This window comes from Pseudomonas sp. DTU_2021_1001937_2_SI_NGA_ILE_001 (assembly GCF_032463525.1).
Taxonomy (GTDB): domain Bacteria; phylum Pseudomonadota; class Gammaproteobacteria; order Pseudomonadales; family Pseudomonadaceae; genus Aquipseudomonas.
Genome location: NZ_CP135971.1, coordinates 258,828 through 271,935, shown reverse-complemented (window position 1 = coordinate 271,935; position 13,108 = coordinate 258,828). Strand labels below are relative to the sequence as shown.

Here is a 13,108-nt window from a genome sequence, read left to right as displayed (position 1 = left end):
CTCAACCCAGCCATTGACGAATGTTGGCGGCCATCACCGCGGCAGAAATGCCGTAGCGGTCATGCAGCGTCGGCAGTGCGCCGGCATCCAGGAAGGCGTCCGGCAGCGCCACCTGGCGCAGCTCGGGCGCCACCCGCGCCTTGAGCAGGGTCAGTGCGACAGCCTCGGACAAACCGCCCACGGTACTGTGGTTCTCCGCAATCACCACCAGGCGCCCGCTGCGCCGGCAGGCTTCGATGATGCTCGCTTCATCCAGCGGCTTGATGGTCGGCACGTGCAGCACCGCCACATCGGCACTGCCATCGCCGAGCAATTGCGCCACCTCCAGGGCACGCATGGTCATGATCCCGCTGGCGATGATCAGCACGTCCTTGCCGTCGCGCAGCAGCTTGGCCTTGCCCAGTTCGAAGCGGTAGTCGTATTCGTCGAGCACCATCGGCACCTTGCCGCGCAGCAGGCGCATGTACACCGGCCCGTGGTGCGCGGCGATGGCTTCCACAGCCTGGGCGGTGTCCAGCGCGTCGCAAGGGTCGATCACCGTCATGCCCGGCACCGCGCGCATCAACGCCAGGTCATCGGTGGCCTGGTGGCTGGGGCCGTAGCCGGTGGTCAGGCCAGGCAAGGCCGCGCAGATCTTGACGTTGAGCCGCTCCTCGGCGATCACCTGGTGGATGAAGTCATAGGCACGCCGGGTGGCGAACACCGCATAGGTGGTGGCGAACGGCACCAGCCCTTCCTTGGCCATGCCACCGGCGGCAGCCATCAGCAACTGCTCGGCCATGCCCATCTGCAGGTGCCGCTCGGGAAACTCGCGGGCGAACACGTGCAGGTCGGTGTACTTGGACAGGTCGGCACTCATGCCGACGATGCGCGGGTCCCGCTGCGCCGCCGCCACCAGCGCGTGGCCGAAGGGCGCCGTCTCGGTACGCTGACCTTCGGCGGCGATCGAGGCGATCATCGCCGAGGTGGTCAGCCGCGGCTTGTGGGTGGTTTCGTTGCTCATGTCACTGCGCCCCCTGTGCATAGCCATCATCCAGAGCGCGCAAGGCGGCCTGCCATTCGTCCGCCTCGACGCGGATGAAGTGGTTCTTCTCGCGGTCTTCGAGGAAGTCCACGCCCTTGCCCATCAGGGTGTCGAAGAGAATCACCCGCGGCTGCGCCGCCTCCAGGGCCATGGCACTGTCGAACGCCTGCAGCACCGCTGCCAGGTCGTTGCCGTCGACCCGCTGCACGTGCCAGCCGAAGGCCTGCCATTTGTCCACCAGGGGTTCGAACTCCAGCACCTCATGGGAGTTGCCATCGGCCTGCTGCTTGTTCAGGTCGACCAGCGCGATCAGGTTGCCCAATTGGTGGTGCGCCGCCGACAGGGCGGCTTCCCAGGTCGCGCCTTCGTCCAGCTCGCCATCGGACATCGAGTTGAACACCCAGGCCGGATTGCCCTTCATGCGCAGCGCCAGGGCCATGCCTACGCCGATGGCCAGGCCCTGGCCCAGCGAACCGCCGGAGATTTCCATGCCGGGGGTATAGGTGGCCATGCCCGACATCGGCAGGCGGCTGTCGTCGGCGCCGTAGGTCTCCAGCTCCTGTTCAGGCAGCACGCCGGCCTCCAGCAGCGCCGCATACAGCGCGATGGCGTAGTGACCATGAGAGAGCAGAAAGCGGTCGCGGCCCTCCCATTCCGGGTTGGCCGGGTCGAGACGCATGGCATGGCAGTAGGCGACGGCCAGCACATCGGCCCAGCCCAGGGCCTGGCCGACATAGCCCTGGCCCTGTACTTCGCCCATGCGCAGGGCGAAGCGGCGGATGCGCCAGGCGTGGTGTTTCAGGTGGGCGAGCGTATCCGGCGTCGTCGGCGCTCGCTGAGGAATTATTGTCATTGTGTATTCCTGCTTGCGATGTAAGAGTCGCCATGCCGAACTACTGTATGAGATTCATCAAACAGTCCGGAACGGAACCTGAAACCAACGCTATCACCCGATATTGCGGGCTTACAAAGGACATTTTTACAAGAATGAGTGAACCAAATTCACCAATAGCCGCACTGCGTAAAGTGCCGCTATCGTCCTTGCGGGTCTTCGAGGCAGCCGGGCGCAGCGGCTCCTTCGCGGTCGCCGCCCAGGAACTGGGGCTGTCCTCCAGCGCCGTCAGCCACTCGATCCGCAAGCTGGAAGAAGCCCTCGACCTGCAGTTGTTCGAACGCACCACTCGAGAGGTGAACCTGACTCTCAAGGGCCGCGTGCTGCTGGAACACGTGCAACGTGGCCTCGACGAAATGCAACGCGGCTTTGCCCTGGTGAATGCCGACGAGCCACCGCCGCTGCGCCTGCACACCGCACCGAGCTTCGCCACCCAGTGGCTGATGCCGCGCCTGCAGCGCTTCGTGGCGGCTTACCCGCACATCGATCTGCGCTTCTCGGCGAGTACCGACTATGCGCGCTTCGACAACGACGACTTCGACCTCGACATCGTCTACGGCGAGCCGCGCGGCAGCCTGCACGAAATCGTGCCGCTGGCCGTGGAGCACCTCACCCCGCTGTGCAGCCCCGAGGTCGCAAAGCACATCCGCAGCCCCCAGGACCTCTACTCGCACACGCTGATCCAGTGCGAAGTGCAGATGCTGCAATGGAAAGGCTGGTTCGAAGCCAACCACCTGTTCGCCCCGCACCACTACGCCTTGCGCTTCGACCGCAGCGCCATGGCCATCGCCGCGGCGGTGAACAGCATGGGTGTGGTGCTGGAATCGACCCTGCTGGCCGAAGGCGAACTGCGCAGCGGCGCGCTGGTGGCCCCGCTGCGCAGCCTGACCCATGACATCCAGTACATCGGCCACTACCTGGTGTACCCCAAGCGCCGAACCCGTCACGAGGCATCCGAGGTATTCAAGAAGTGGCTGCTGGATGAGATCGGCGTGCGCTGACTGCGTTCAGGCCAGGTATTGCAACCCCCACAGCGCAGCCATGCCGACCGCCAGGGTGGCCACGGTACTGCGCGTCTTCCAGGCCACCAGAGCGGCGAGGATGGCCGCCGGCACCTGCGGGTTATCCAGCAGCCCACCGGGCTGGCCTGCCGGGTAGACCACGGCCGGCAAGGCCAGCGCGGCCATGACACTGGCCGGCACATAGGCCAGTGCGCGGGTGAACAGCGCCGGCACGCGCCACTTACCATGCAGTTCGATGAAACACAGGCGAATGGCGAAGGTGCCCAGGCCGATGGCGATGAAGGTGGTCCACAGTGTCAGATCGCTCATGCGTCGGGCTCCGTGGCTGGAAACGCCGGCCGACGCAGTTGCTCAAGCCAAACCCCCGTGGCGATGCCGCACACCGAGCCGATGACCAGCCCCAGGTTGTACGGCAGGCGCACCAGCAACACCGCCAGCAGCCCGCCCACCACGGCCGCGCCCAGGCTGGGCGCATTGCGAATGCCCGGCACCAGCAGGGCCAGGAACGACAGCGGAATGGCAAAACTCAGCGACCAGCTGCCGGGGATGCTGGCGCCGACGTACACCCCCGCGGCCACCGAGAGCATCCAGGCCAGCCACATGGAAATGGCCGTGCCGAGGTAAAAGGGAAACAGCCGGGCATCGTGCTGCCCCGCCGAGGCGCGCAGGCTGCACAGGGCGAACGACTGGTCGGACAGCAGGTACGCCGCCGGCCAGGTGATGCGCCGTGGCAGGTGCTGCAGGTGGGCGGCGAAGACCGCCCCATACATGATGAAGCGCAGATTGATGATCAACGCCGTGACCACGATGGCGATCGGCACCACGCCGGCCTGAGTCAGTTGCAAGGCCGCCATCTGTGCCGAGCCGGCATAGAACAGCGCAGTCATGCCCAGGGTCGAAGCGGGCGACAGGCCCATGTCGATGGCCGTGACCCCGGTCACCAGGCCAAAGGGAATCACCCCGGGAATCAGCGGCAACAGCTTGCGCACGCCGAGCATGAAGGCCTGTCGGGCACCTGGGTCGATCATCGGGAAATCCTTGTTCTGAAAAAAGTGAGCCGCGTCTGGCAGCACAAAGGTCGGCCAGGCGGCAGGCCAGGCGTTATGCTGGGCGCCGGCCTGGCCCTGGGGTGGATTCTAGGGCGTGGCCGGTGGCGGCTGAACCGAATTTTTTTACCTCGAAACAGGTAGTTTTTGTTATGCGCAACCTCTCCCAGACCGACCTGGCGCTGCTCAACATGCCGTCTTTCAAGGCTTTGCGCTCCTTCGTCGCCGCCGCCCGCTACCGCAGTTTCAGCCGCGCCGCCGAGGCCCTGTGCGTGACCCAGGCGGCGATCAGCCGGCAGATACGCGACCTGGAAGAACACCTGGGCACCGAACTGTTCCTGCGCCAGGGCCGTGAAGTCAGCCTGACCGCCGCCGGCAGCCTGCTGCTGGACACGGCGCAGCTGTCGATGCTGAACATCTACCAGACCACTGAACGCATCCGCCGGGAAACCCGCGACCGCCGCAACCTGACCCTGTGCTGCACCCACGCGCTGTCGGCATTGCGCCTGGGACAACAGCTCAAGGGCTTTGCCAATGCCAACCCCGAGATCCGCCTGAACGTGATCACCACGGAACGCTTCCGGGCCATGGAGCCGGGCATCGTCCCGGACATCTTCATCAGCCAGGCGCTGGACGAACGGCCGGGCTACCGGCGCCGGGCGCTGTTCCATGAAGTGATCTACCCGGTATGCACCCCCGCCTACCTCGACGCTCATCCCCAGCTGCGCACGGCAGAGGGGCTGCGCCAGGCCGCGTTGCTGGACCTCGACCCATACGGGCGCGCACAGCTGACCGAGCGCTTCGACTGGAACGCCTGGTTCAGCCACCCGGCCAGCCAGAGCGGCAGCCGCACGCCCGGCTGCACCCCGGCCTTCAGCAGCAACGACTACAGCCTGCTGATGCAACTGGTGCTGGACGACCAGGGCGTGGCGCTGGGCTGGGATCACCTGGTCGCGCCGCTGCTACGCCAGGGCCGCCTGGTCAGGCCGCTGGCCGGAGAGGTGATGCTCAAGGACGAAATCCATTACCTGGTGGTCAACCAGGACACCGCCGATGACCCGGCGTGCCTGCGCCTGCAGAACTGGCTGATCGAGCAGTTCACCTAGGCCCTGCACGAGCAAGCTCGCCAAGGGTCTAAGCGATCAGTGTTGCGGCCAAGGCGGACTCAGCTCACCCGCAGCCACAGCGCGGTGGCATCGTCGCTGGCCTTGAAGCGAGGGTAGCGCAGGCAGGCCGCGTCATCGCGCTCGATGCGCCGCAGCTCTTCGGCCAGCGGCGCCAGCCCGGTGGCCAGCAAACGCTGCATGAAGGCTTCCGGTTGATAGGCCTGGTAGGTGTCCAGCAAGGCCGCGAAGCCGTCGCTCATCAGCAGCAGGTCATCACCGGGCGCCACCGCCACACGTACATACTCGATGGCCTTCGCCGCCTGCGCGGCGTCCACGCTGAGCACCGCCTTGGGCCGCTCGCGGGCGGCGCGGCGGTCGGCCAGCACCGCTGGCGTGCGCACCGCCCCCGCGCCCGCCCCCGGCCCCAGGGCCAGGGCCTCGGCGCGTTCCTGATGACGATCCGGCGCCGGCGTCAGGAAGGCCACGCCCTGGGCGCTGCGGTGCAGCACCACGCAATCGGCCAGAAAACCACAGGCCAGCACCGGGCCTTCGAGGGCCAGCGCCGCCAGGGCTGCCTGCGGCAACTCCCACTTGCCCTGTGGTTCACGCTGGCGCGCCTGCGCATAGGCCGTGGCCACGCTGGCGAAGACCTGCCCGCAGATATCGGCCAGGGTACCTTCGGCGGCCATGAATGCACGATGCGCAACACCGGACAGCCACGCCGCCCCACCCCGCTCGCCCAACAGCCCCGACGGGCCGAGGTCGGTGGCACCGTCGATGACCCAGGCATGCCGCTCGCCACAGCCGGCCCGATCGTCGTTCGGCACCTGCGCCTTGCCGGCCAGGCTGATGGATTCGATGAGGTCCAGATGCATGGGGTTCTCCTGCAACACGAGTCGAGGCCAGTTGACCGTCAAAGTTCGAGGATGTTCGCCAAGCCCTGGATGTGCGAACCGCTTTGGCTGGCGCTTGAAGGAATCAAGCGCGCCATCATGGCACGGCATCGCCACGCCGTCTGCCCGACCGCCGACCGGTCGGGCACTGAACCTTGATCCGGCGGTCATAGCTGGGCTGAAATCCGCCCCGCACCGAAAATCACGCCGGGGCGCTGAACAACGATTTGCAACGGAAGAACCCTGTGTCAACAAAGCTGCTCTGCTTCATGCTCTGCGCCGCCCTGCTCGGCGGCTGTGCCACCTCCAAGGAAGTCTCGCCAGGGGCCACCGCGCTGGCCAGCGACACCAGCCGTCTGGTCGGCATCTGGGCGATGCAACCGCTAAACAACGGCATCGCCAACGTCAGTGAATTCCGTGCCGATGGCACGGTGCTGCTGCACCCCTTCAACTGCCTGGACAGCCATGTGCAAGCGCCGGAGCCGGGACGCTACAGCATCGCCGCCGACGGCAGCCGTATTCAGGTACAAGCCCCGCAGGAGCGCTTCGAACTCAAGGTGCTGGCCTTTTCGCCGCAGACGATGCAACTGGGCATGGAGGTGGCCGGCCAGTCACTGACCTTCGACTACCGCAAGGTCACGCAACTGGCACCGCGCTGCGAAGGCTACCCGAGCGCTGCCGAGCGTGCCCGCCAGACGCCTTACCAGACCAGCGACTTCACCCCGGCGCCGCAGGTGCCGGCGCATGCCAACCTGCAACGCTACCTGGGCAAGTGGGCGCTCGATGGCGAAGTGCAGGTCGAGATCCGCCGCGACGCCCGCGGCGTCACCGTTATCGACCATGCGGCCAGCGGCGACTGGCATTACCTGTACAACGACGTGCGCTGGGTGGGCAACGCTCTGCACTTCCAGAGCTTTGCCTACTCCGCCAACCCCGCGCTGTTCAGCCATCCGCTGCACAAATCGCAGAGTGCCACCATCCTGCAGCCCACCACCGACGGCAAGCTGCGCTACCTGCTGATGGTCGGTGGCGAACTGACCGAACAGGTCCTGACCCGCGTGCCCTGAGCCGCCACACCGAATCACTGAACCCGGCTCTGTTGCAGGATGTTTCAGGGCCGGGTTGCTGCTGAACTTAAGCGGCGCTCCCGGTATCCACTTCCTTGTTCGAATACCTTCGAACCCCTGCCCTGGAAGTGAACCAGAACACACAAGGAGCACCACAGTGACCGTCCCCGACCAACCCCCTTACCGCACCGCGCCGGGCCCGCTGCACGGGATCCTGCTCGGCGGCAGCGTGTCGCTGTTCCTCGGCGCCCTGTTCAGCGATATCGCCTACTACAACACCGTGCAGATCCAGTGGAGCAACTTCGCTTCCTGGCTGATCGCCGGGGGCCTGCTGTTCGCCGGTCTGGCCGGCCTGTTCGCCATCTCCAATCTGCTGCGCGCCGCGCACAAGGGCGGCCGCCCGCTGGTCTACCTGCTGCTGTTGCTGGCCACTTGGGTGCTGGCCCTGATCAACGCTTTCGAACACGCCAAGGACGCCTGGGCGGTGATGCCCGCCGGCCTGGTGCTGTCGGTGTTGGTCGCGCTGCTGGCCGTGGTCTCGGCGTGGACCGGCTTCAGCAACCTGCGCGCCGGAGGTGCCCGATGAACAGCCGCCTGATCAAACCACTGAGCCTGCTCGGCCTGACCCTGTTGCTGAGCGCCTGCGGCGGCGAAGCCGACAGCACCCAGGCGCGCGGACCGGACCCTAAGCTGCCCGAACCACAACGCGGCCTGTTGCCCAGCATGAAGATCGCCGAGCCGGCCGAATGGGGCAGCCAGAAGCCCACGGTGCCGCAAGGCTTCGCCATCAACGCCATTGCCACCGACCTGAAGATTCCGCGCCAGACCCTGGTGTTGCCCAACGGTGACATTCTGGTGGCCGAAGGCCGCGGCGGTAATGCCGCCAAGCTCAAGCCCAAGGACGTGATCGCCGGCTACATCAAGGCCCAGGGCAATACCAAGGTGAAGGGCGGCAACCGCCTGACCCTGCTGCGCGATGCCGACGGCGATGGGCGCTACGAAGTGCAGACGGTGTTCGCCGACAACCTCAACGCGCCCTACGGCCTGGCCTTCGCCGACGGCAAGCTGTACGTCGCCAACCAGGATGCCGTGGTGCGTTTCGACTACCAGGACGGCCAGACCCAGGCCAGCGGTGCGCCGGTCAGGCTCACCGCCCTGCCGGCGGAGGTCAACCACCACTGGACCAAGGCCATGACCATCAGCGCCGACGGCCGCTACCTGTACGTGGGCATCGGCTCGAACAGCAACATCGGCGAACGTGGCATGGAAGTCGAAGCCGACCGCGCGATGGTCTGGCAGATCGACACCCAGACCGGCGCGCACAAGCCCTACGCCACCGGCCTGCGCAACCCTACGGCGCTGGCCATCCAGCCCGGCAGCGAGCAGCTCTGGGCGGTGGTCAACGAGCGTGACGAACTGGGCCCGGACCTGGTGCCGGACTACCTGACCTCGGTGAAGGAAGGCGCTTTCTACGGCTGGCCGTGGAGTTACTGGGGGCAGAACGTCGACAGCCGTGCCCATCCACAGAACCCGGACATGGTGGCCAGAGCGACCAAGCCGGACTACAGCCTGGGCTCCCACGTCGCGGCGCTGGGCGTGTCGTTCTCGATCCCGGCGATGGGCGACAGGTTCGCCAATGGCGTGTTCGTCGGCGAGCACGGCAGCTGGAACCGTGACAACCCGGTGGGCTACAAGGTGATCTTCGTGCCCTTCAACGACGGCAAACCGGCTGGTGAGCCAGTGGACTTCGCCACCGGTTTCCGTGGTGAAGACGGCAAGACCCGCGGCCGCCCGGTGGGCGTGACCGTCGACCCGAAAGGCGCGCTGATCATCGCCGACGACTTGGCCAACACGGTCTGGCGCGTGACCCGCCAGCCATGAGCCAAACGGGGCTGGCCGTTCTGTCCGGCCCCGCCTCCCAAGGACAACTGCGCCCTGTCCGACCTCAGCTGCGAAAGGTATCCCGGCTGAAGCCGGTCCTACCGATCAATCTGCCTGGCTGGCGAGCGCCGCCAGGGCCACCCGCGCCGCCGCCAGGTCCCAGGCACCGGTGCCGACACTCTTGAACACCACCGGCCTGCCAGGCTTACACGGCGCATCCAGCGCGGCGGCCAGCGAGCCGACTCGTGTCCAGTCCACGCCAGCCTGCAGCAGGTCACCGGCTTCGGCGTGGGCGCCCTCGGGTTCATCGACGTAGATCTCACTGCCTTCCAGGGTCGCCGGGCCGATCTCGACCATCTCCGGCTTGAAGGCGCCGACGCCGATCACCAGACGACCACTGCGAGGCGCCTGGTCATACACCGGCGCCAGGCTGGTGGTCAGGGTGATCACCACCTGCACCTCTGGCGGCACGCTACCCTCCAGGGCCTCGACCCGCGGGTGCAGTGCGGCGACCTCTGCGCAGAACTGCCGAACCCTTACCCGGTCGCGTCCGCTGATGCGGATACGCGCTTGCGGGTACAGCGCGTGGATGGCCTGCACGTGATAACGCGCCTGCACGCCGGTGCCATACAACAGGAACTCGGTCGGCTGACCGTCGAACAGCGTGCGAATGGCCAGCAGGGTCACCGCCGCGGTACGCCGCCCGGTGACCTCGGGGCCATCGAGCAGGCAAGCGATGCGGCCGGTCTGCGCGTCGCACACGCTCACCGTGCCGTGGATCGACGGCAAGCCCAACGCCGCATTGGCCGGGTGTACATTGACCAGCTTATGGATGCCGATGTCGCGGGCCGTGGCCGGCATGCTCAACAGCACGCCGCTGCCCAGCGGCACCACCAGGCGTTCAGGACTGAGGATCTGGCCGTCGCGCAGTTCCCGCGCGGCCTGGGCGATGGCCTCGACCAGGCGCGGAAAGTCCAGCAGTTGCGCGGTACGCTCACGGTCGCAAACCACGACCGGTTCCTGGCTGGCGGCGCCAGCGTGCTGCTTGTTCATCGCGTTCCTCTTGATGTAGGCGACCGCTGCGCCGTTCAGATGCTGCGCATCAGCCCACCGTCGACACGCAGGCTCTGCGCGGTGATGTAGGCTGCGCCATCACTGGCCAGAAAGGCAATGGTCGCGGCGATCTCTTCGCTGCGCCCGTAACGGCCGAGCGGCACGCTGGCGCGGCGCTCGTCGGTCTGCGGCAGGCTGTCGATCCAGCCCGGAAGAACATTGTTGATACGGATGTTGTCCTTGGCATAGCTGTCGGCGAACAGCTTGGTGAAGGCGCCGAGACCGGCGCGGAACACCGCCGAGGTGGGAAACATCGCCGCAGGTTCCGCGACCCAGGCCGTGGAAATATTGATGATCGCGCCACCACCCTGGCGCTGCATGACAGGCGTCACCAGCCGCGTGGCACGAATCACGTTCATCAGGTACACGTCCATGCCCGTGTGCCAGTCTTCGTCGCTGATTTCCAGCAGCGGCGCCCGCGGCCCATGGCCGGCGCTGTTGACCAGTACGTCGATGCGCCCCCAGGCCTGCAGCACCTGCTCCACCAGGCGCTGCATGTCGGCGCTGGACTGGTTGCTGCCGGTGACGCCGATGCCGCCCAGCTCGGCGGCCAGCGCCTCGCCCTTGCCCGAGGCCGAGAGGATGCCGACCCTGAAGCCATCGGCGGCCAGGCGCCTGGCCGCCGCTGCGCCCATACCACTGCCGCCGGCCATGATGATCGCCACTTTTTGCTCAGCCATGGGGTGTTCTCCAGAAAAGTAATGAGCAGCCAGCCTAGCAGGCGATCACCCCCTGAGAGAGGCAGCGCAAGCTGCACAAAACGATAGTTTTTCTACTGCCTGGCCTGGATTCTGAGCCAGTCCAGTACGGTATGCAGCGGACCGTCGCTCACGCCCCGCCGCGGCCATACCAGGTAGAACGCCTTGTCCATCGGCAGTTCGTGGTCGAGAACGGCCACCAAGCGTCCGGCTCTCAGGTCATCGGCCACGAACGCGCGGCTCACCAGTGCCAGGCCCTGCCCGGCAAGAGCCGCCTCGATGGCCAGCGACGTGCTGTTGAAACGCAGGTTCTTCGAACCGCCGTGCTGCGAACGGCCAAACGCATGCTCCATGTAGCGGGGCCAGAGGTTGTGGGCATCGTGCAGCAACAGGAAGTGCTGCAGGTCGGCAGCCTCGCGCGGGCAGCCCAAGCGTTCGATCAGCGCCGGGTTGCCCACCACGACGATACGCTGCTCCAGCAGCCGTTCGACGTTCAGCCCCGGCCCGAACGGCGGGCGCCCATAGCGCACCGCCACGTCCACGCCATCGGTGTGGAAACGCGACAACTGCTCGGTGGCCAGCACTCGCAGGTCAATGTGCGGGTGAGCTTCGGTGAAACGCGCCAGGCGCGGGATCAGCCAGCGTGAGGCAAAGCTCGGCGGCACACTGACGGTCAGTTGCAAGAGGTCGGGGCGCAGCGCCTGGGTGGCCTGGACAATCAGCTCGAGGGCCCGGCCGATACTCTCGGCGTAGGCTCGCCCGGCACTGGTCAAGGCCAGCCCACGCGGCAGGCGCTCGAACAGGCGAATCCCCAGGCTGGCTTCCAGACCCCGCACCTGCTGGGCCACGGCAGCCTGGGTCACTGCCAGCTCATCGGCAGCCAGGCGAAAGTTCAGATGCCGCGCCGCCACCTCGAAGGTACGCAGGGCATTGAGCGAGGGTAACGTGGACAAGGTGGCAGACATGGTAGAAAAACTTTCTCCTGGACAGGCCCGCACCCTAGCACATCGGCCTGTCGTACCCGTGGCGTCGCGTGGCAGCTTTCCCGGCGCTGTGTCCGCTGACGAAGCCGACGAACTAAGCAGGCACGAATGGCGTGCCCAATTAGATACCGATGCCCACAGACTTAGATCAGCTAATTACCCAACTTAGCTCAAATAACCTGCCCGCGACCGGGCATTTATCCCCCTCCCCGGCCTGATCTAACGCAGAAACCGGTACCGCGCTATAACTTGGATGAGCACCACCGACATACCCACACATAACAACGGGTCAATAGACCGACCCTGCGTTTAATTACAGCGATAATTCGTCGAAATAACGTCGCGCCAGAAATGACAGCGCGTCACTCCAGCAGACGGCGCAACGCCTGAGCACATGTGCACGAAGCAGGAGGGGCGCGGCTTTCAGGCCAGCTCGCAGGCGTGCTCGGTCACCCGGAGCCAAAGCGGCCTGCGCCGAAAGTATCGAGCGACACCACGGCCAAATGAACTAAGCCTGCGTTTACCCCGCCCGGCTACATGATCCGGTAACACGCGCACGGCTATTATCCAACTCGCTGTAGCGTGTCCTGAAATCCCGGATCCATTCTGAAGTAACGCCTTATATCGCCTCACCGAAAAAATGACTTGAAAAAACGTGACCACCCAGTCACATAATCGCCCCACAATAAAACCACTGGTTCTCAATTTCATGGATGAAACAACATGCCTCACACCCTTCTGCCGCAAATAGGCAAAGCCATCGCCAGCATCGGCACGCAGCATTTCACCCACGACCTGCATGGCCTGATTGCCGCGCAACTACGCGTGGACGCCGTTCACCTGCAGTCGGTCGCGCGCCTCTGCTCGACCCTGGTGCCGCACCCGCCGTTCGAAGAGCTGATCAGCTCCAGACGCGATGCGCCGCCCTGCGATGAAGCCTTGCGGCTCTGCTCGCAAGACACCTCGGAATACTTCCAGCACCGCATCGTGGCGCTGCGCAGCGCCACCGCCCAGGCCTTCAGCGAACAGGAGCGTGGCCAACTGAATGACCTGGCGCCCCTGCTGTTCTCGCTGCTGGACCGGCACGTGCAGGTCCACCAGGGCCTGGGTGACAGCTCGGGCACTATCGAGGTGCGCTTTCAGGAGCGCCTGCGCGAAACCGGCATCAGGCTGTCCGAGCGCGAGCAACAGGTCTGCCTGGGCCTGCTCGCCGGGCACACCGTGCCCCAACAGGCCGAGCAACTGATGCTCACGCCGCACACCGTCGGCAGCTACCTGCGTCGTGCTGCGGCCAAACTGGGCATCAGCGGGCGCAACGCGCTGATGCGCTGGCTGTACGAAGCCCCTGAAGGCCAGGTCTCGACCCACTGAAGCCATACGCCC

Annotated in this window: 14 protein-coding genes; 6 read left to right on the top strand and 8 right to left on the bottom strand. The window is 66.0% G+C overall.

Going from position 1 to position 13,108, the window contains the following annotated elements; translation table 11 throughout:
• Position 1: 1 nt before the first annotated feature.
• Together RRX38_RS01150 and RRX38_RS01145 are read right to left on the bottom strand one after the other, a co-directional pair.
• Positions 2-1,003 carry a transketolase family protein gene (locus RRX38_RS01150; protein ID WP_315961157.1) on the bottom strand — a complete coding sequence of 334 codons (1,002 nt, stop codon included), beginning with the start codon at positions 1,001-1,003 and terminating at the stop codon, positions 2-4.
• A 1-nt stretch (position 1,004) separates the two neighbouring features.
• A complete protein-coding gene (locus tag RRX38_RS01145; protein ID WP_315961156.1) occupies positions 1,005-1,877 on the bottom strand; it encodes a transketolase in 873 nt (290 codons plus the stop codon).
• Between the two features lie 134 nt (positions 1,878-2,011).
• Between RRX38_RS01145 and RRX38_RS01140 the strand changes: the two genes are divergently transcribed.
• Positions 2,012-2,917 (top strand): LysR substrate-binding domain-containing protein, encoded by a 906-nt coding sequence (locus RRX38_RS01140; RefSeq protein ID WP_315961155.1) that lies wholly within the window; start codon positions 2,012-2,014, stop codon positions 2,915-2,917.
• Positions 2,918-2,923: 6 nt separating this feature from the next.
• On the opposite strand, the gene RRX38_RS01135 is transcribed toward RRX38_RS01140, so the two are convergent.
• Entirely contained in the window at positions 2,924-3,247 is a 324-nt protein-coding gene (locus RRX38_RS01135; protein WP_315961154.1) for an AzlD domain-containing protein, read from the bottom strand.
• Positions 3,244-3,966: an AzlC family ABC transporter permease gene (locus RRX38_RS01130; protein ID WP_315961153.1), complete on the bottom strand. Its 723-nt coding sequence runs from the start codon at positions 3,964-3,966 to the stop codon at positions 3,244-3,246. Before RRX38_RS01130 ends, RRX38_RS01135 begins: the two co-directional genes overlap by 4 nt.
• A gap of 170 nt (positions 3,967-4,136) precedes the next feature.
• On the opposite strand from RRX38_RS01130, the gene RRX38_RS01125 reads away from it, so the two are divergent.
• Positions 4,137-5,090: a LysR family transcriptional regulator gene (locus tag RRX38_RS01125; protein ID WP_315961152.1), complete on the top strand. Its 954-nt coding sequence runs from the start codon at positions 4,137-4,139 to the stop codon at positions 5,088-5,090.
• A gap of 59 nt (positions 5,091-5,149) precedes the next feature.
• Here RRX38_RS01125 and RRX38_RS01120 read toward each other — a convergent pair whose 3' ends face one another.
• Positions 5,150-5,965 carry a protein phosphatase 2C domain-containing protein gene (locus tag RRX38_RS01120; protein WP_315961151.1) on the bottom strand — a complete coding sequence of 272 codons (816 nt, stop codon included), beginning with the start codon at positions 5,963-5,965 and terminating at the stop codon, positions 5,150-5,152.
• A 263-nt stretch (positions 5,966-6,228) separates the two neighbouring features.
• Between RRX38_RS01120 and RRX38_RS01115 the strand changes: the two genes are divergently transcribed.
• The 3 genes from RRX38_RS01115 (at position 6,229) to RRX38_RS01105 (ending at position 8,931) form a co-directional block, all read left to right on the top strand.
• On the top strand, positions 6,229-7,050 hold the full coding sequence (locus RRX38_RS01115; RefSeq protein WP_315961150.1) for a hypothetical protein: 822 nt from the start codon (positions 6,229-6,231) through the stop codon (positions 7,048-7,050).
• Between the two features lie 157 nt (positions 7,051-7,207).
• Positions 7,208-7,636: a DUF2231 domain-containing protein gene (locus tag RRX38_RS01110; RefSeq protein WP_315961149.1), complete on the top strand. Its 429-nt coding sequence runs from the start codon at positions 7,208-7,210 to the stop codon at positions 7,634-7,636.
• On the top strand, positions 7,633-8,931 hold the full coding sequence (locus tag RRX38_RS01105; RefSeq protein ID WP_315961148.1) for a sorbosone dehydrogenase family protein: 1,299 nt from the start codon (positions 7,633-7,635) through the stop codon (positions 8,929-8,931). The genes RRX38_RS01110 and RRX38_RS01105 overlap by 4 nt, the downstream gene beginning before the upstream one ends.
• Positions 8,932-9,036: 105 nt before the next feature.
• Here the strand turns inward: RRX38_RS01105 and lhpI are convergent, their stop codons facing one another.
• The 3 genes from lhpI to RRX38_RS01090 all read right to left on the bottom strand — a co-directional run bounded on the left by lhpI (position 9,037) and on the right by RRX38_RS01090 (position 11,707).
• On the bottom strand, positions 9,037-9,984 hold the full coding sequence (gene lhpI / locus RRX38_RS01100; protein ID WP_315961147.1) for a bifunctional Delta(1)-pyrroline-2-carboxylate/Delta(1)-piperideine-2-carboxylate reductase: 948 nt from the start codon (positions 9,982-9,984) through the stop codon (positions 9,037-9,039).
• 35 nt (positions 9,985-10,019) lie between these two features.
• Positions 10,020-10,724, bottom strand: coding sequence for an SDR family oxidoreductase (locus RRX38_RS01095; RefSeq protein WP_315961146.1), 705 nt, complete (start codon positions 10,722-10,724; stop codon positions 10,020-10,022).
• A 92-nt stretch (positions 10,725-10,816) separates the two neighbouring features.
• Positions 10,817-11,707, bottom strand: a complete 891-nt coding sequence (locus RRX38_RS01090) for a LysR substrate-binding domain-containing protein (RefSeq protein WP_315961145.1) — start codon at positions 11,705-11,707, stop codon at positions 10,817-10,819.
• A 741-nt stretch (positions 11,708-12,448) separates the two neighbouring features.
• On the opposite strand from RRX38_RS01090, the gene RRX38_RS01085 reads away from it, so the two are divergent.
• A complete protein-coding gene (locus RRX38_RS01085; protein WP_315961144.1) occupies positions 12,449-13,096 on the top strand; it encodes a helix-turn-helix transcriptional regulator in 648 nt (215 codons plus the stop codon).
• The last annotated feature ends 12 nt before the right edge of the window (positions 13,097-13,108 follow it).

What these genes read in the sequence shown, in the direction of transcription:
- RRX38_RS01095 (WP_315961146.1), bottom strand. Translation starts at nt 10,724, where the DNA reads ATGGCTGAGCAAAAAGTGGCGATCATCATGGCCGGCGGCAGTGGTATG.
- lhpI (WP_315961147.1), bottom strand. Translation starts at nt 9,984, where the DNA reads ATGAACAAGCAGCACGCTGGCGCCGCCAGCCAGGAACCGGTCGTGGTT.
- RRX38_RS01140 (WP_315961155.1), top strand. Translation starts at nt 2,012, where the DNA reads ATGAGTGAACCAAATTCACCAATAGCCGCACTGCGTAAAGTGCCGCTA.
- RRX38_RS01090 (WP_315961145.1), bottom strand. Translation starts at nt 11,707, where the DNA reads ATGTCTGCCACCTTGTCCACGTTACCCTCGCTCAATGCCCTGCGTACC.
- RRX38_RS01130 (WP_315961153.1), bottom strand. Translation starts at nt 3,966, where the DNA reads ATGATCGACCCAGGTGCCCGACAGGCCTTCATGCTCGGCGTGCGCAAG.
- RRX38_RS01120 (WP_315961151.1), bottom strand. Translation starts at nt 5,965, where the DNA reads ATGCATCTGGACCTCATCGAATCCATCAGCCTGGCCGGCAAGGCGCAG.
- RRX38_RS01135 (WP_315961154.1), bottom strand. Translation starts at nt 3,247, where the DNA reads ATGAGCGATCTGACACTGTGGACCACCTTCATCGCCATCGGCCTGGGC.
- RRX38_RS01150 (WP_315961157.1), bottom strand. Translation starts at nt 1,003, where the DNA reads ATGAGCAACGAAACCACCCACAAGCCGCGGCTGACCACCTCGGCGATG.
- RRX38_RS01085 (WP_315961144.1), top strand. Translation starts at nt 12,449, where the DNA reads ATGCCTCACACCCTTCTGCCGCAAATAGGCAAAGCCATCGCCAGCATC.
- RRX38_RS01145 (WP_315961156.1), bottom strand. Translation starts at nt 1,877, where the DNA reads ATGACAATAATTCCTCAGCGAGCGCCGACGACGCCGGATACGCTCGCC.
- RRX38_RS01125 (WP_315961152.1), top strand. Translation starts at nt 4,137, where the DNA reads ATGCGCAACCTCTCCCAGACCGACCTGGCGCTGCTCAACATGCCGTCT.
- RRX38_RS01105 (WP_315961148.1), top strand. Translation starts at nt 7,633, where the DNA reads ATGAACAGCCGCCTGATCAAACCACTGAGCCTGCTCGGCCTGACCCTG.